General features: G+C 37.9%; 13 protein-coding genes. 8 read left to right on the top strand and 5 right to left on the bottom strand.

Annotation, left to right across the window (positions count from 1 at the left end):
• Nucleotides 1-10 precede the first annotated feature (10 nt).
• Entirely contained in the window at nt 11-1,429 is a 1,419-nt protein-coding gene (gene leuC, locus EL242_RS10325) for a 3-isopropylmalate dehydratase large subunit (protein WP_126302515.1), read from the bottom strand.
• 430 nt (nt 1,430-1,859) lie between these two features.
• Between leuC and EL242_RS10320 the strand changes: the two genes are divergently transcribed.
• The 3 genes from EL242_RS10320 to EL242_RS10310 all read left to right on the top strand — a co-directional run bounded on the left by EL242_RS10320 (nt 1,860) and on the right by EL242_RS10310 (nt 4,351).
• On the top strand, nt 1,860-3,494 hold the full coding sequence (locus tag EL242_RS10320) for an ABC transporter substrate-binding protein (RefSeq protein ID WP_126302514.1): 1,635 nt from the start codon (nt 1,860-1,862) through the stop codon (nt 3,492-3,494).
• A 53-nt stretch (nt 3,495-3,547) separates the two neighbouring features.
• Complete coding sequence (locus EL242_RS10315; protein WP_126302513.1) at nt 3,548-3,820, top strand: acylphosphatase; 273 nt, start codon at nt 3,548-3,550, stop codon at nt 3,818-3,820.
• 117 nt (nt 3,821-3,937) lie between these two features.
• Nucleotides 3,938-4,351, top strand: a complete 414-nt coding sequence (locus tag EL242_RS10310) for a transcriptional regulator (protein WP_126302512.1) — start codon at nt 3,938-3,940, stop codon at nt 4,349-4,351.
• On the opposite strand, the gene EL242_RS10305 is transcribed toward EL242_RS10310, so the two are convergent.
• The gene (locus EL242_RS10305; RefSeq protein ID WP_126302511.1) at nt 4,352-4,786 is read right to left on the bottom strand and encodes a DNA repair protein; all 435 of its coding nucleotides are present in this window, start codon (nt 4,784-4,786) and stop codon (nt 4,352-4,354) included.
• The gene (locus tag EL242_RS10300; protein ID WP_126302510.1) at nt 4,786-5,820 is read right to left on the bottom strand and encodes an IS1595 family transposase; all 1,035 of its coding nucleotides are present in this window, start codon (nt 5,818-5,820) and stop codon (nt 4,786-4,788) included. The genes EL242_RS10305 and EL242_RS10300 overlap by 1 nt, the downstream gene beginning before the upstream one ends.
• Nucleotides 5,821-5,906: 86 nt before the next feature.
• Here EL242_RS10300 and EL242_RS10295 point away from each other — a divergent pair, with 86 nt between their 5' ends.
• From EL242_RS10295 to EL242_RS10280, 4 genes are all read left to right on the top strand, one after another.
• Nucleotides 5,907-6,245 carry a helix-turn-helix domain-containing protein gene (locus EL242_RS10295; protein ID WP_126302509.1) on the top strand — a complete coding sequence of 113 codons (339 nt, stop codon included), beginning with the start codon at nt 5,907-5,909 and terminating at the stop codon, nt 6,243-6,245.
• 223 nt (nt 6,246-6,468) lie between these two features.
• Nucleotides 6,469-7,326, top strand: coding sequence for a DNA adenine methylase (locus tag EL242_RS10290; RefSeq protein ID WP_126302508.1), 858 nt, complete (start codon nt 6,469-6,471; stop codon nt 7,324-7,326).
• 4 nt (nt 7,327-7,330) lie between these two features.
• The gene (locus EL242_RS10285) at nt 7,331-9,046 is read left to right on the top strand and encodes an AlwI family type II restriction endonuclease (protein ID WP_126302507.1); all 1,716 of its coding nucleotides are present in this window, start codon (nt 7,331-7,333) and stop codon (nt 9,044-9,046) included.
• Between the two features lie 336 nt (nt 9,047-9,382).
• Complete coding sequence (locus EL242_RS10280) at nt 9,383-10,519, top strand: IS1595 family transposase (protein ID WP_126302506.1); 1,137 nt, start codon at nt 9,383-9,385, stop codon at nt 10,517-10,519.
• 272 nt (nt 10,520-10,791) lie between these two features.
• Here EL242_RS10280 and pepN read toward each other — a convergent pair whose 3' ends face one another.
• A complete protein-coding gene (gene pepN / locus EL242_RS10275) occupies nt 10,792-13,404 on the bottom strand; it encodes an aminopeptidase N (protein ID WP_126302505.1) in 2,613 nt (870 codons plus the stop codon).
• 149 nt (nt 13,405-13,553) lie between these two features.
• Nucleotides 13,554-14,072: a heme utilization protein HutZ gene (gene hutZ / locus EL242_RS10270; RefSeq protein WP_006249323.1), complete on the bottom strand. Its 519-nt coding sequence runs from the start codon at nt 14,070-14,072 to the stop codon at nt 13,554-13,556.
• A gap of 154 nt (nt 14,073-14,226) precedes the next feature.
• Between hutZ and EL242_RS10265 the strand changes: the two genes are divergently transcribed.
• Complete coding sequence (locus tag EL242_RS10265; protein ID WP_172595360.1) at nt 14,227-16,653, top strand: TonB-dependent hemoglobin/transferrin/lactoferrin family receptor; 2,427 nt, start codon at nt 14,227-14,229, stop codon at nt 16,651-16,653.
• The last annotated feature ends 7 nt before the right edge of the window (nt 16,654-16,660 follow it).

Below are 16,660 nucleotides of genomic sequence, written 5' to 3'. Positions count from 1 at the left end.
TTTCCTCCTATTATGCGTTTAATGACACTTTGCGAATATCCACAAATTTACCGAACACCGCTGCCGCAGCCGCCATTGCCGGGCTGACTAAGTGGGTACGACCGTTACGTCCTTGTCTGCCCTCAAAGTTACGGTTAGACGTAGAGGCACAACGTTCCCATTCGCCCAAGCGGTCATCGTTCATTCCCAAACACATTGAGCAACCCGGGTTACGCCATTCTGCACCGGCTTCGATGAAGATTTTATCCAACCCCTCTTTTTCCGCTTGTTCTTTTACCAAACCTGAACCCGGCACAACGAGAATACGTTTTACATTGTCGGCTTTTTTACGCCCTTTCATTACCGCAGCCGCAGCTCGTAAATCTTCAATGCGAGCATTGGTGCAAGAACCGATGAAGACTTGATCAACCGGTACATCTTTCATATCGGTATGGGCTTCTAAGCCGATGTAAGCTAAGGCTTTTTCAGCCGAAGCTCGTGTGACCGGATCGGCCATATCTTCCGGGTTTGGAATTACATCATCAATACCGATTACCTGCCCCGGATTGGTTCCCCAAGTTACTTGTGGGGCAATGTCTTTTGCTTCTAAAATCACTTCCGCATCGTAAACTGCACCTTCATCAGTTTTGAGCGTTTTCCAATATTCAACAGCATCGTCCCAATCTTTGCCTTTTGGTGCATTTGGGCGGTCTTTCAAGTAAGCGAACGTGGTTTCATCCGGGGCAACAATACCGGCTTTTGCACCAAACTCAATCGCCATATTACACACCGTCATTCGTCCTTCCATTGAAAGATCTCGAATTGCTTCACCACAAAATTCCACCACATAACCTGTACCGCCAGCCATAGTTGTTTTACCGATGATCGCAAGCACAATATCTTTTGCGGTAATGCCCGGGTTCACTTTGCCGCGAACTTCCACTTTCATACTCTTCGCTCGGGCTTGTTTTAAGGTTTGGGTGGCTAAAACGTGTTCCACTTCAGAAGTACCGATACCGAAGGCTAACGCACCAAATGCCCCGTGAGTGGCGGTGTGGGAGTCGCCACATACAATGGTCATACCGGGTAAAGTTAAGCCTTGCTCCGGCCCCATTACGTGGACGATACCTTGTTGTTTTTTAGTGATGTCAAACAGTGGAATACCGGTTTCTTCACAGTTCTTTTCTAATTCTAATACTTGAATTTTCGCTTGCCCTTCAAGTTGCTGTACATCACGCACTTGGGTTGAAATACTGTGGTCCATTGTACCGAAGGTTTTGCTGACTTGGCGAACTTGGCGACCGGCAACACGCAAGCCGTCAAACGCTTGCGGGCTAGTGACTTCGTGAATTAAGTGGCGGTTAATATAAATAATCGGTGTTTCGCCTTCGGCTTCATACACAACGTGTGAGTCGAATAGTTTTTGATATAGGGTTTTGGCTTGCTGCATAAAATGTTCCAACTCAAATAAATAATTTTGGCTATACAAGCGGTTAAATTTGCAAACAATTTTACAAAAATGACCGCTTGCTGATATGGAGTGAATATAACGATTAAAAAAATGAAAGTAAAACGGTATTTTTCAGTTAAATAAGGATTTTTATTCTGTGTAATAAGCCTAAAAATAGTCTTTTTTAAATATGTTTAGAATATTGTTCTGAATAATACAGCTGTTCTAGTAAGTTATCTAGTCATTATCAGAGTTTATAGAGCTATTTTCTTCGGTATTTTTTTATGCAATTTTTGTATTGAAAGGTGATATCTATCACATTTTTTAAAAAATCTTCTTGCAATCAAAATAATAATGCCTAGACTTAAAAAAATTAATTCGAAACATATTATTTTGCACCCAGTCATTATTTTATAAATGGAGATTAAATATGCAGTCAAAATTTTCGCTTTCTTTATTAGCAACCTCGTTAGTATTAGGTTTATCGACAAATGTATTTGCAGCGAAAGTACCTGAAGGAACAACGCTTGCAGAAAAACAAGAAATTACGATTAATAATGCTTCTGAGCCATCAAGTTTTGATCCACATAAAATTGAGGGCGTGCCGGAATCGCAAGTTGCTTATCAGTTATTTGAAGGGCTGGTTACGAAAGACACAGACGGCAATATTCAGCCGGGTGTGGCGGAAAGTTGGGAAAATACACCGGATTACAAAACGTGGACGTTCAAATTACGCCAAGATGCTAAATGGTCAAACGGTGATGCCGTGACAGCCCACGATTTCGTATTTGCGTGGCAGCGTTTAGTTAATCCACTTACGGCTTCACCTTATTCAAGCTATTTAACTTATCTCAATGTAGAAAATGCCCAAGATATTATTGACGGCAAGAAAAAGCCAGAGGAATTAGCGGTTAAAGCGATTGATGATCATACTTTCCAAGTGCAGTTAAGCCAACCTGTGCCGTATGCGGTAGAGTTGGTCACACACTCTTCTTTATTACCTGTACATAAAGCGACCGTTGAAAAATACGGTGATGCTTGGGTGAAAAAAGGCAATCTGGTTGGAAACGGAGCTTATACCTTAGCTGATCACGTCATTAATGAAAAAATCGTGTTTGAGCGTAATAAAAATTATTGGAATGATAAAGAAACTGTGATTAATAAAGCAACTTTCTTAGCCATTGCCAATGCCACAACCGATGTTTCCCGTTACCGTGCCGGTGACTTGGATATGACCAGCTATACTCTTCCACCAGAGCAGTTTGCAACCTTGAAAAAAGAGATTCCAAACGAAGTGTTTACGGCAAGAACCCTTTCTACTTATTACTATGAAATTAACCATAAACGAGCGCCGTTTGATAATGTGAAAGTGCGTGAGGCGTTAAACTTAGCTTTAGATCGCACCATTATTACCGATAAAGTGTTAGGACAAGGTCAAACCCCAACCTATGTGTTTACACCTCCTTATATTCACGAGGGCGAAAAAATTCAGCAACCTGCTTATTCTAAAGAATTAATGGCAGATAGAAAAGCCAAAGTGTTGAAATTATTGGAAGAAGCCGGTTACAGTAAAGCGAACCCGTTAAAATTTACTATTCTTTATAATACCAACGACAACCACAAGAAAATTGCGATTGCAGTTTCATCATTATGGAAACAAGGCACAGACGGCATTGTTGATGTAAAATTGGAAAACCAAGAGTGGAAAACGTTCTTAGATACCCGCCGCAATGCAAATTATGATGTTTCTCGTGCAGGTTGGTCGGCAGACTATAACCAAGCAACCACTTTTGTGAACTATTTCTTATCGAACTCCAGCAACAATACGGCGTTCTATAAGAACCAAGCGTATGATGATGCGGTAGCAGAATCTTACAAAGCGACAGACGCAGCCGGTCGTGCAGCTGCTTATGCAAAAGCAGAGGAGCAGTTAGCCAAAGATTATGCGATTATTCCGATTTATAACTATGTAAACCCTCGTTTGGTGAAACCTTACGTGAAAGGCTATGAGGGTAAAGATCCGCAAGATGATATTTTACTGCGTAACCTCTACATCGTGAAATAAGACATTATGGGCTGTTTATTGAAAAATAAGCAGCCTATTTTTATGGGGGAAGAATGGTCGCAAAATTATTCTCGGTTTACGGACGGGTTCAAGGCGTCGCTTTTCGATTTTTTACGTTAAAAGAAGCCGAAAAATTAGGCGTGAAAGGCTATGTCAGAAACCGTGATGACGGCTCGGTAGAAGTAGTCGCTGAAGCGGATGAACAGACAATGGCTCAACTGGAAAATTGGTTACAACAAGGCTCATCTGCTGCAAAGGTGGAACAGGTAATTGTGAGCGATTATCTTGGTTCGGAAAGGTTTGAGAGGTTTGAGGTAAGGTATTAACTAACAAGCGGTGTAATTTGTAAAAAAATTCGGTATTATGTAGCAGTTGCACAAAGATTTAACTAAGTGTTTCTGCTACATTTTTCTTATCTCATTGTAATTTAAAGGTAAGAAAAAATGAATGCGTTAGAAAAATTATTGATTGAAGAAATTTCCCTTGCAGAACAAGAAAGGGCTGAATTTGAAGCTAAGATAAAGGGATTAAATCAGAAAATTTTAGACTATCGAACTGCGCTAAATCACGCAAGAGATTCAGATTTTTCATTAAGTAAGAAATCTCGCAATGTTCGTTTTCAGTCATCACCACGTCAATTAGTGGCGCATATTCTTAAAAAGCAACCTGAAAAATGGTTTCATACGAATGAAATTACCCTTCAAGCATTGAAATTAGATAACCAGCCTATTGATAACGGCGTGCCACGTTTACACTTACAAACAATGCATAGCACGCTAAATCATCTTGTTAAGCATTCATTGGTTGAGAAAAAGCTAGAAGGGAAAACGTGTTATTGGCGTTTGAAGGCGAAATAGTTACATTTTCAACCTCCACCGTACATTATTTGCTTTTAATGCTAATCGTTCGACGACACCTTTATTAAGCCAGTGTTTTAATGCGCCACGAACAGAAACAGTATGCTGCGGTTGAATGATTGGTTCTTGTTTATCTCGAATAAGAATGAGCTTAATCAATTCATTAACGGTAAATTCATGGTTTGGTTGAGCCTTCATCTCTGCCAGTACCATTTGGCGTAACTTGCCTTTGAAATGGCGTTTATGAGTTTGATAAGTATAAAGCTCTGTATTGTATTCATCAGTCAGGGCTTCTTCCTGCATAATTTCAATAGCAGCTTGTAGTTTATTGAGTTTATCTTCCACTAACGTAAGGTGTTCTAGCACTTGTTTACGCTCACGCTGCAAGCGGTCAATTTTTGCTTGAATTTGACTTAAATAGATTTTCTTTGCCATTACATTACCAGCCGTTCTACTTGTCGATGATTACCTTGCCAATAGCCTTTCCAAGCATTATCTGATGACGTGCTGAGGCATTTACTGGTGATATCATTGAAAATGGTTAAATTGTCCAGTTTACGAGTATCTTCACGATAGGCGACTTCGTTGGCATAATTATCAAGATACACGTTACTCATCTTGTGGACTTGTCCGTAATACATACGTTTGAAACGTGCGAAGTAACTTTCCGCAAGGTTATTAGTAACGCCTTCATCGCTACGATATTCATGTTGATGATTTACTCGTTGTAGGTCGTAATTCACTATTAATTCATCATAAGCTGAGTTTTCGTCCGCATGAATACGGCTGTTTGGCTCAATGTACGCAGCAGCCACTTTCTTCACCGTTTCTGTGTTCTCTGAGAGAATAGGGAAAGTGATGGTTCGCTTTGCACCAACTAACTGCGGATTAGATAAAGTGTCCTGTTCAGCGTAACGCTCACGCATCACCAATACCGCACGCTTGTTTGGATTGGTATTGGCTTTTAAACGTCTATCCATACGTTCTACTTTCTTATTCTTTGGGCGTGGCGCAGAATGAATGTAAGTTCCATCTATATGGATTTCGCCTACTAGGGGGAATAGCTCACGTTGAATAATCAGGCTTTCACGAATCTTATGAGCCAGCGTAAATGCCGTTTTGTACTGTACGTTCAAGTCACGAGACAGTTGGCAAGCGGAAATCCCTTTTACCGCATTCACAAATAACGCAATAGCGAACAAGTAGGTTTGAATCGGCAACTTGTGATTCGCAAAAATTGTACCTGAAGTAATGCTAAAGGTATGCTTACAATGTTTACATCGCCACTGCTTGCGAGTAGAGATAAAGTAGGCTTGATGCTGAATACCGCATTTTGGACACACGACATTCTTTTCACTTCCCCAACGAATATCGCATAGCATTGAAAACGCTTCATCATCAGATAGTCGGGCTATCTTGATGGGCGAAAGCGTTCGGGCTTTACTAGAAAGTAAGAAGTGTTGTACCATTTTAGTTTATTTATGTTATATTGAGTATATACGACATGGTTAAATATACCATATAGAGTGATATTTATCAATAAGGATATACCATTATGAGTATATGTAAGCGTCTGAAATTAGTTATCGATAGTAAGGGATTGAATATAAAAGGGTTTTCGGAAGCAACATCAATACCATACCGAACTGTCCAAAACTATTTATTGGAAGAGCGAGCTCCAAATATGGAGTCATTATTAAAGATGGCTAGCACAATGGAGATTAATCTACATTGGCTAATTACAGGTGAAGGTGAAATGTTTAATAGTGCTATTAACCCCAATTCACTAACAGAAAATGAATCCAATTTACTTAATCATTATCGCCTATTATCTGGTGATACGCAAAAGGCCTTTGATGTTTCCTTTAAAATTTTGTCTGAAATCTCAAAATAAGCGGTTGGTAAACTATTACTTAGGTTAAATGGTAGTACCAATACACAAGGTGATATTGTTAGTTCTGTGGGTATCGGCTACGAATGGTAGTTGAGCTAAATTACACTTAACGGTAAATACAAAAAGCAAAGGCAACTTAGTAATAGGTCGTCTTTTTTATTTTTGTGATTAGAATTTATAGTGATAGATAATCGTTCAATTTGCAAATATCAAGGAAAAATTAATGAAGCCAATTTTGAAATATCGTGGTGGAAAATCAAAAGAAATACCTAATTATATACATTTAATTCCTAAATTTGAGACTTACTATGAGCCATTCTTAGGCGGTGGAGCTACGTATTTTTATTTAGAACCTGAGAAAGCGTTTGTAAGTGATATAAATTCTAGTTTAATCCAATTTTATCAAGAAGTTGGAAGTGATAATTTTGAAACTGTGAAAAAAGATTTATTGGATTTACAAAGAAAATATGAATTTAACAGAGAAATCTTTATAAATAGAAAAACTGTCATTCCTCAAAAAAGAGTGGATGACCCTAATGAGGAATTATATTACCGAATCCGAGATATGTTTAATAACAAAATTAAGCATGAATATAGCCAATCAGCTATTTACTTTTTTATTAATAAAACAGCATATTCAGGTATGATTAGATATAATTCTCAAGGGGAATTTAATGTTCCTTATGGTAGGTATGCTAACTTCAATACAAGTCTTTTAGAGCAAAAACATCATAATCTATTATCAAAAAGCGAAATATATAATGGTAGTTATGAAAAGGGATTTGAGCTTGCAGGACCAAAAGATTTTATCTTTTTAGATCCCCCTTACGATACTACTTTTAGTGATTATGGAAATGAAGTGTTTACTGGCGACTTTAGAGAAGATGAGCATAGGAAGTTAGCTGTTGATTTTAAGAATTTATCATCACCTTCAATGATGATTATTAGTGAAACCCCTTTAATTCGTGAATTATACAATGGGTATATAAAATACTCATATTCAAAATCATATTCTGTTAATATCAGAAATAGGTTTAAATCCGAAGCAAATCATTTAATCATAACTAACTATAAGATCTAAGAACATGGCAAAATTTGGTGAACGATTTTTACTAGGGTTTACTAGTCCTAGAAATCCTAGATTACTCAGTGAGTATGTCAAGGTTATTAAAAAATATAATCTTGATGGACAGAATTATGATGCTGATTTACAAGAGAAGTTTTATGAGATGCTATCAAAAGAACAGGTTGCGGGGGTAGAAGCAGGTAATGCTAAAAATAAAGCATTTGCTGGAAGAGATAAACTTACACGAATGCCTCAAGCTCTAGGTTTTTTTATTACTCAAAGAAATAAGAAGTTTAGAATTACTGAAGCAGGAGAATTGTTACAAAATAATGCTTTATTTGAAGATGTCATGTTACATCAAGTACTAAAATACCAATTACCATCTGTTTTACATAAGGAACAAGAAAGTAATAAAGGGTGTTTTAAGATTAAACCATTTCTAGAACTACTCAGATTGATAGATAAACTAGGATATTTAACATACAATGAGTTTCTGACATACGGAATGACATTAACTAATTATGAAAATTTTGATGAGGTAGTTAATAATATTCTTAATTATCGAGTTGAGCGTAATATAGCCAAGAAAAATAATACAGCATTGCGAATATTTGAACATCAGAACAAAATAAACACTTTTAAAGTTTTATATAAAGATATTATTGCGTCAGGAAATATAAAAACTAGAGAGTCTGAAACCAAAACAGTTGATGAATTTGTAAAGAAGAAAATGAATAATTTATCTGATTATGCAGATTCAATTTTTCGAGTTATTCAATCAACCGGACTGGTAATAAATTCAAAAGGAAAATCACTTCAAATAAACCCAACAAGAAAAAATGAAGTTGATTATATCTTAGATAATGTTTCTAGGGATATTATGCCTATTGATATGAATCGAGAGGATTTTGATAAATATATATCAAATCCACGCATTCCAGAATTACTTAATGATTGCTCACAAAACATTATTAATTCTATGATTGAACTTAATGGTGAATATGTAGATCCTAATCTTGATATTTACGAACTAAAATCAAAGCTAAACATATTACGTGAGAAAAAGAGAATAGAATTAATAAACAATCAAATAGTAACGTTAAAAGTAAAAAAACAAAAAGATATTGATGATATCCTAAATACCTTTAATCAAATATCAAACAAAGAAATTGAACCTGCAAGTATGCGTCCAACATACTATGAATGGAATGTATGGAGAGCAATGACTATGATTAATCACGGAGATGTTCAAGGGAATTTTATAGTTGATGATATGGGTAATCCTATTTCAACAGCAGGTGGAGGTAAAAGCGACATCATTGGTGATTATGGATGCTTTAAAATTGGTGTTGAAGTTAGCTTATCTACTGGAAGCAAACAGTATGATATGGAAGGAGAGCCTGTAAATAGGCATATAGGAAGACTTCAACAAGAAGGTCCTGCATTTGGTATTTTTATTGCGGATAAACTTCAAGATTCTGTTATTAACTATTTTTACACATCCTCATTAATAAATAGCAATATCTATAAAGGACATGTTGATGTTATACCTATGAACACTTCAACATTTATTACTTTTTTTAAAAAAGCTGTTAAAAAGAATATCCAACCTAAAGATTTATATAAAATTCATGAATTTTCATTGAAAATTTCTAAACAAACTTTATTAGAAGGGAAAACGGAAAAGGATTGGCATAATAGTGTTATTGATAATATGCTTAACATAGTTTCATAAGTTATTATTAAAGTTTTACTATTGTTAAAAAGGAATATGCTGAATAGTAAAGATTTCAATTTATAACTTGCTTACGAATAGAATAAATCTCGCCTTTAGCCTTGTTTGCAAGGAGATGGCCCGCCAGACAAGAGTAATCTAATTGCTTATTTACCATCGACAACGACTGTAACAGGCAGTCAGAATGTTGGTCTGAACTTATCTTGGCATTTGTCACTGAGTATTCATTACGATATTCGAAGCACGAAAACGCTTTTAGCCGACCTGAAATTCAGGTGGGCGATTTTTTATGTCTAGCGTTTGGCTTTGAGTACCTTGTACACACAAGGAATACTTATGGCGCAGCATTATCTGCTTTCAAGCAAATCTAAAAATTTAAATCTCAAACAAATCTTTCGTTTAAGTGAAGATGAAGCCTTCCAACTTTTAAAAGCCAACCGTTGGGGAAATCCTAACGATATTACGGACATAGTATGTCCACATTGCGGAATCCGCCACAATGCTTATTTTCTTCAATCTCGTAAACGTTGGTGCTGCAAGCATTGCAAACGTCATTTCTACATTACCACCAACACTGCATTTGCTTTTCATAAATTGCCTTTCGTTGATATTTTAGCGGCAATTTTGTTGTTTGCGAATGAAGTCAAAGGTATTTCAGCAATAACAATGAGCCGCCACTTAAACATTAACTACAAAACCGCTTTTGTCCTTTGCCATAAACTACGTGAAGCCCTATTCAAAACTCGTGATTTAACTCCCTTACAAGGTGAAATTCACGAAGATGGTGCGTGGATTAATTTCAAATTACGTCCAACTAACTTCGCTAAAAACGCCCATAAACAGAAACAAAAAGCCGATAAAAAAGGACGGAAATTTCCAAAATTCAGACCGACTAAACGTTGTATCATTAGCTTAAATCAACGTGCTTCTAATGATGAAAATCTATGGGGTTCAAATAGAACCATTGTGGCAATGGACTACACTGAAAATGCCAAAACTGTTTTGGCGTTAAATCATCAATTCGTGAAACAAGGTAGTGATATTATGTGTGATGAAAATCCAGCCTATAAAGGTTTAGATTTTCATTACACTCTCTGGAGTGTGAATCATAAAGAGTGTTACAGTGCAAAAGGTATCAACAACAATTTAGCCGAATCCTTTAATGCTCGTTTCCGTGATTTACATCGTGGTGTACACCACAAATGCGACAATAAATATGCCCTACATTATGCTAACCAAGCTGCCTTTATGTCGGATAACCGTCAAAAGTCTAATGGCGACCTATTTAGTGATATTCTTAAACGTTGCTTATGGGTATTACCACTAAGGGAATGGGTAGGCTATTGGCAAGGTAATCATCGCTCACAAGAGCTTATCGGTATGAGAGCTTTCAGCCCCGAAGAAATTTCCCAAGCTTACTTTAAAAACCTCAACGAACGAATGAGATACGAGCAAGAACTGTTGGCTGCTTAGTTTTTTAACTGCAAAGCTAACTGAAATTTAAGTACAGGAAAATCAGCTTACCTTTGATAAGGTTGAGCGGATTGGCTACGTCTGCTGTAAGGAAATTTTATGTAATACGTGAGGAAATCAGCTAAAATGAGGTAAAAGAAATGCCCTTAACTCTATTTTGGGAGCTAAGGACATCAGAAACTTTACTGCGGTTAAGATTAAATCTCGGGTTTTGTGCAACTGCTACATAATACCGAAAAAATTTGCAAGTTACACCGCTTGTATTGCTTGGTTTAATCTAACGCTTTTTCAATTTTCTCAAACAGATCCCGAGCTAGATTATCCAACTCACGCAGGCGTTCCAAGCCACGACGCATCAAGGTTTGGCGTTGGTTATCGTAGCGTGAGAGTTTAATTAACGGCTCAATAAGTCGAGCAGCAACTTGTGGGTTACTTTCGTTAAGTTTAATCAGCGTATCTACCAAGAAACGATAGCCTGAACCGTCAATGGCGTGGAAGGCTTTCGGGTTTTGACCGCAGAATGCACCTACTAATGAACGTAAACGGTTCGGGTTATTAAAGTTAAAACTTGGGTGTTCCATTAAATTTTGCACGATGGATAACACATCGTCGTCCGGTCGGGTGGCTTGTAGCATAAACCATTTATCCATCACTAAACCGTCGTGTTTCCATTTTTGCTCAAAATCGGCTAATAACGCATCACGGCAACTTAGCTGGGCTTTGGTTGCGGCTTGTAATGCAGCGAGCGTATCTGTCATATTATCGGCATTATTGTAATGCTTATGCACCAACGCATTGCCTAAATCAGTAAAGGCTAAATAGCTTAAGCAAGCATTACGCAAGGCTCGTTTAGCAATATCTTCAGCTACAACTTGATATTCCCCACATTGATTTTGGTGATAAACCGCTAATAGTTTATCTTGCAAGGCGTGAGCAATGGAATGCTGCATAAATTCACGCACAACCGCAATGCCTTGTGGGTCAATGGTTTTGAATGATTCTGCAAACTCGGTTTCTTTCGGCAATGTGAGGGTTAATGCCGTTAGCTCCGGCGAGCTTGCTGAGTTATCCAACACGAACGTTAAGGCATTCACTAACCCTTCTGAGAAGTTGAGAGGCTGCTGTTGCTGATAACGGCTTAAATTTTCACGCAATTCATTGGTGTAGAGCATTTGTGCTGCGTCCCAACGCACAAAATCATTTTCAGCGTGTTTGAGTAAGGTTAAAAGCTGCTCGGTGGTATAGTTGTAATCTAACCGTACCGGTGCAGAGAAATCACACAGCAATGCCGGCACCGGGCGTTGTGTTACATTATGAAACTCAAAGGTTTGGTGTTCTGCGGTTACATCTAACACATCGCTTACGGTTAATAATTCATATTGTAATGGAATGCGTTTACCGTCCTGTTCACCATATAACGCTACTTTAAGCGGAATATGCAGATTGAGTTTATCCATCTGATCGTGGGTTGCCGGTGTCATTTGTGAAATATGCAAGCGGTATGCCTTGCGGGTTTCATCATATTCATCGGAAATGGTGAGCTCAGGCGTGCCGGATTGGCTATACCAACGGCGGAATTGTTCAAGATTAACGCCTGAAGCATCTTCCATTGCCTTAACGAAATCTTCACAAGTTGCCGCAGAACCATCGTGTCTTGCCACATAAAGCTGCATACCTTGTTGGAATTTTTCTTCGCCTAACAGGGTGTGAATCATACGAATAATTTCCGCCCCTTTTTCATACACGGTCACGGTGTAGAAATTATTCATTTCAATCACTTTCTCCGGACGAATTGGGTGAGCCATCGGGCTGGCATCTTCGGCAAATTGCACAGTACGCAGTAAACGCACATCTTCAATTCGTTTTGCCGAACGAGACCATAAATCAGAGGTAAATTCCTGATCACGGAAGACGGTTAAGCCCTCTTTTAGACTTAATTGGAACCAGTCACGGCAGGTAATGCGGTTGCCCGTCCAGTTATGGAAGTATTCGTGGGCAATCACCGCTTCAATATCTAAATAATCGGTATCGGTTGCGGTTTCCGGTTTTGCCAATACAAATTTAGAGTTAAAAATATTCAGCCCTTTGTTTTCCATTGCTCCCATATTGAAGAAATCAACGGCAACAATCATATAAATATCTAAATCGTATTCCAAACCGAAACGCTCTTCGTCCCATTTCATTGAACGTTTTAAGCTCTCCATTGCCCACGGAGCTCGGTCTAAATTCCCACGATCGACATAAATTTCGAGCGTGACTTCACGTCCGCTTTTGGTGATGAATTTATCTTGGAGTAAGTCAAAATCACCGGCTACTAATGCAAATAAATAGCTTGGTTTAAAGAACGGATCTTGCCATTCCACCCAGTGTCTGCCATCGTGCAACTCGCCTTGTGCGATGCGGTTACCGTTAGAAAGCAGATACGGGTATTTGCTCTTACTAGCGGTGATTTTTGTCGTATATTTTGCAAGTACATCAGGGCGGTCGAGCATATAGGTAATCTGGCGGAAACCTTCAGCCTCACACTGGGTGCAAAGCCCGTCGCCCGATTTATACAAACCTTGTAACGAGGTGTTTTGTGCCGGATTTAATGCGGTTTCAATTTCAAGCTCGAACTGCTCGGCAGGCACATCGGCTAAATTTAAGGTTAAAGATTCATCATCTTTTTGAAAGGCAGAAAACGGCACACCGTCATATTTAAGCGAAAGGAAATCGAAACTATGACCGTCTAAACGAAGTGTGGTCGCCTCAGGATTTTTACGCACGACAGTTAGTTTTGAGGTGACAAAAGTGCGATCCGGGTCAAGTTGGAAGTCAAGATAAATATCAGTAATAGTGAAATCGGGAGCTCGATAATCTTTTCTGAGTTTCGCTTTAGGTTGCATAGGATTTCCTTTTTTTAGTTGCGTTTAGCTCATAGAATAGTGTCGTTATTGTACTAAAATAGCGGTAAATTTTCCAAAAAATTTGACCGCTTGTCGTAATAAAAACGGCTATAAATAGGATTATTTATAGCCGTGAGTTTATTTCGCAATTAGGCAGTTTGGTGGCCTTGGTCTAAATGAACGACATTAATTAAGTCATCAACACCAACATCAAAGGCTTTACCAAATCCTTTTACAAATAGGCCAGCCGTTGGCTTAAAGCTAAAGAGCTTGAAATCTTGCATATTTGACAGTTCATCAACTAAATCACCGTGACGAGCTTTAAGTGCTGCAATGCTATTATTCCATTCCTCATCAGTACGTTCAATCATTCGCACTGTTGCGTCAAAGGTTAAGCGACGACGGGCAAAAATTTGACGGCTCTTACTTTCATCCTCAATTAGCATTAAAGAGACTTTTGGCACCTCTTGTAAATTACGAGCGTGACGGGCAATAGTAGTGATTAAGACTTGATATTCGCCGTTATTAATTACAAAAGGGGCATAGCTCACATTCGGTACACCATCTTTATCTATGGTTGCAAGCATTATAGTTTTGATTTGTTGTTTTAATTCTTCAATTTCTGGACCTAAACGGTTTTGTAAGACCTCTTGACGGTTGGTTGTCATAAAATACCTCAATTTAAATAGTGTTTTTTTAGATTACTATAAAGAGTGAAAACTTTCAATCCATATGAGAATCATTATTGACTATAAATGTGATGTAACTGATAATACATCTTATTAATAATAAAGTATATTAAAAATCTATCTAGGGAGAATCATGGTGTTTACCTCTTATTCAATAAAGTCTAAAAAATTGTGCCCGACTATATTGGCTTTAAGCGTTAGTAGTATTTTGTCTTCACAAGCTACCTATGCTGAAGAAACAACAGCGGAATTATCTGAAGTGAATGTTGTAGCTAAAGAAGATGTGAAGGCTTCTATAGAAAAGAAAAATAAAGAGATAATTCAGCAAGAGTTGATTCAAAATAATCGAGATTTAGTTCGTTATAGCCCTGATGTTGGCATTGTTAACCAAGGTAGACATCAAAAAGGATTTGCTATTCGTGGAGTGGAAGACAACCGTGTCGGAATAAGTATTGATGGTGTCTCGCTTCCTGATTCAGAAGAAAATTCCCTTTATAAACGCTATGGTAATTTAAATACATCTCGCCAATCTATAGATCCGGAATTAGCTCGTACTATTGAAGTATCTAAAGGTGCAGATTCTTTCAATCAAGGTAGTGGTAATTTAGGCGGCGGAGTTAATTATCGGACGCTTGAGCCTTATGATATTGTTCGTAACGGTAATAAATTTGGTGCTTTTTATCGCACAGGATATGGTACTCGTAATAATGAATGGTTGAATACATTCGGTGTTGGATATTTAGGTGAGAAAGCTGAGGCGATATTGGTTTATTCAAATCGCCATGGGCATGAAATGAAAAGTGCAGGAGGTTATACTCTTCCTGAAGATTCTCTACAAACTCGCTCTTTACGCAGTAGTAAACAAACTCCTGATGATTCTACTCATAATCATCATAATTATTTAGCCAAATTTGCTTATCGATTTAATGATAATCACCGCGTTGGTGTTTCTTACAGTGGGCAAAATAATAAAAATTATATTATCGAAGATTCAGCCGTTACTATTACTTCTTTTTGGCGTGAAGCGGAAGACCGTAGTAAACGTGATACAGTAAATGTTTTTTATGAGTATTTCCCAGAGTCAAAATGGATATCTCTAGCGAAGATAGATGCAGATTATCAAGATACTGAAACATCTGCTTATAACTATGAAGGTACACGCGCTGAAGAGGCAACAGACTGGAGCCCTGCTAAACAAAGAAAACCAAGTGACAATAATATTCGTATTTTTAATACTGAATTGAAACGCTTAAATTTCCGTTTAGACAGCCAAGCATTAGAATTTGGTAAATGGACTCATCAGCTATCTTTCAAAGCCTCTACTGCAGAGAGAGATTTCGATGTATTACATAAGGACTCGGTTTATTTATCCGGTGTTTGGGTAAATTCTCCCGATTCTACGATGATGTACCCAATTAAAACGAAACAGCACACTTTTTCATTGCACGATAAGATTGATTTAACGCATGATTGGATTGCAACTCTAGGCATTCGTTATGATTGGGCGAAGTATGAACAGCAAGAACTCAATGGTCTTGTTTGTCGTAACTGCGTAAAAACTGACAATGCGAAATTTAATCAACTAACTTGGGTTACCGGTTTAGAAAAACATCTGACTGAGGCATGGAAAGTAGGATATAACATTGGGACAGGCTTCCGTATTCCAAATGCATCAGAAATGTATTTTGATTACCGTGATAATGCTGCAGGAGCTTGGATGTCCAATCCAAACCTAAAAGCGGAACGTAGTTTAAGCCAAAATTTAAGTTTGCAAGGTAGTGGCAATGTTGGGCTGCTCTCAGTTAATTTCCACCATACTAAATATAAAGATTTTTTATGGGAGCAAGAAACCTGGGATGTTTACCAAGCATATGGTAGAGAGTTTTGGCGCCCGGTACAGCAAATGCAAAATATTGATTCTGCGAAAATCTATGGGCTAGAAGTGAGTGGTAAATGGAATTTAAATTCAGCTATGCCAATACCTGAAGGCTGGAAGCTATTTGGAGCCTTCGGTTACAGCAAAGGTAGTATGTCTAACGGGGCAGATTTACTTTCTATTCAGCCGATTAAAGCCGTAGTTGGCTTAGATTATGAACAACCTGAAGGTAAATGGGGAGTATTTTCTCGCTTCACATTCTTGGGGGCTAAAAAGGCGAAAGATGCAAAATATTTAAAAACATTACCGGAAAAATGCCTTAAAGAGGATAGAACGCCAAATCCGTATTACCCTTATTGGGGGGATGAATATGACATTCGTTGTACTGAATATTCTCACGAGACAGGTTTAGATACCTGGAAGCACTTAAATGCTAAAGCCTTTGTTGTGGATTTATACGGTTTCTATAAACCAACAGAGAATATTACATTACGTGCCGGTATTTATAATTTGTTTAACCGTAAATATCATACTTGGGATACTTTACGTGGTTTAAATACAACAGGTGGAATCGTTAATTCTGTTGGAGTACGTGAAAATGCAACTTACGGTGGCTATCCTGGATTACAACGCTATTATGAACCTGGACGTAACTTCTCGGCTAATTTTGAATACCGTTTCTAATTTACAA

It is taken from the genome of Mannheimia haemolytica (genome assembly GCA_900638155.1).
Taxonomy (GTDB): Bacteria; Pseudomonadota; Gammaproteobacteria; order Enterobacterales; family Pasteurellaceae; genus Mannheimia; species Mannheimia glucosida.
This window is presented reverse-complemented; position numbering and strand designations above follow the sequence as displayed.

What these genes read in the sequence shown, in the direction of transcription:
- leuC (WP_126302515.1), bottom strand. Translation starts at nt 1,429, where the DNA reads ATGCAGCAAGCCAAAACCCTATATCAAAAACTATTCGACTCACACGTT.
- EL242_RS10320 (WP_126302514.1), top strand. Translation starts at nt 1,860, where the DNA reads ATGCAGTCAAAATTTTCGCTTTCTTTATTAGCAACCTCGTTAGTATTA.
- EL242_RS10315 (WP_126302513.1), top strand. Translation starts at nt 3,548, where the DNA reads ATGGTCGCAAAATTATTCTCGGTTTACGGACGGGTTCAAGGCGTCGCT.
- EL242_RS10310 (WP_126302512.1), top strand. Translation starts at nt 3,938, where the DNA reads ATGAATGCGTTAGAAAAATTATTGATTGAAGAAATTTCCCTTGCAGAA.
- EL242_RS10305 (WP_126302511.1), bottom strand. Translation starts at nt 4,786, where the DNA reads ATGGCAAAGAAAATCTATTTAAGTCAAATTCAAGCAAAAATTGACCGC.
- EL242_RS10300 (WP_126302510.1), bottom strand. Translation starts at nt 5,820, where the DNA reads ATGGTACAACACTTCTTACTTTCTAGTAAAGCCCGAACGCTTTCGCCC.
- EL242_RS10295 (WP_126302509.1), top strand. Translation starts at nt 5,907, where the DNA reads ATGAGTATATGTAAGCGTCTGAAATTAGTTATCGATAGTAAGGGATTG.
- EL242_RS10290 (WP_126302508.1), top strand. Translation starts at nt 6,469, where the DNA reads ATGAAGCCAATTTTGAAATATCGTGGTGGAAAATCAAAAGAAATACCT.
- EL242_RS10285 (WP_126302507.1), top strand. Translation starts at nt 7,331, where the DNA reads ATGGCAAAATTTGGTGAACGATTTTTACTAGGGTTTACTAGTCCTAGA.
- EL242_RS10280 (WP_126302506.1), top strand. Translation starts at nt 9,383, where the DNA reads ATGGCGCAGCATTATCTGCTTTCAAGCAAATCTAAAAATTTAAATCTC.
- pepN (WP_126302505.1), bottom strand. Translation starts at nt 13,404, where the DNA reads ATGCAACCTAAAGCGAAACTCAGAAAAGATTATCGAGCTCCCGATTTC.
- hutZ (WP_006249323.1), bottom strand. Translation starts at nt 14,072, where the DNA reads ATGACAACCAACCGTCAAGAGGTCTTACAAAACCGTTTAGGTCCAGAA.
- EL242_RS10265 (WP_172595360.1), top strand. Translation starts at nt 14,227, where the DNA reads ATGGTGTTTACCTCTTATTCAATAAAGTCTAAAAAATTGTGCCCGACT.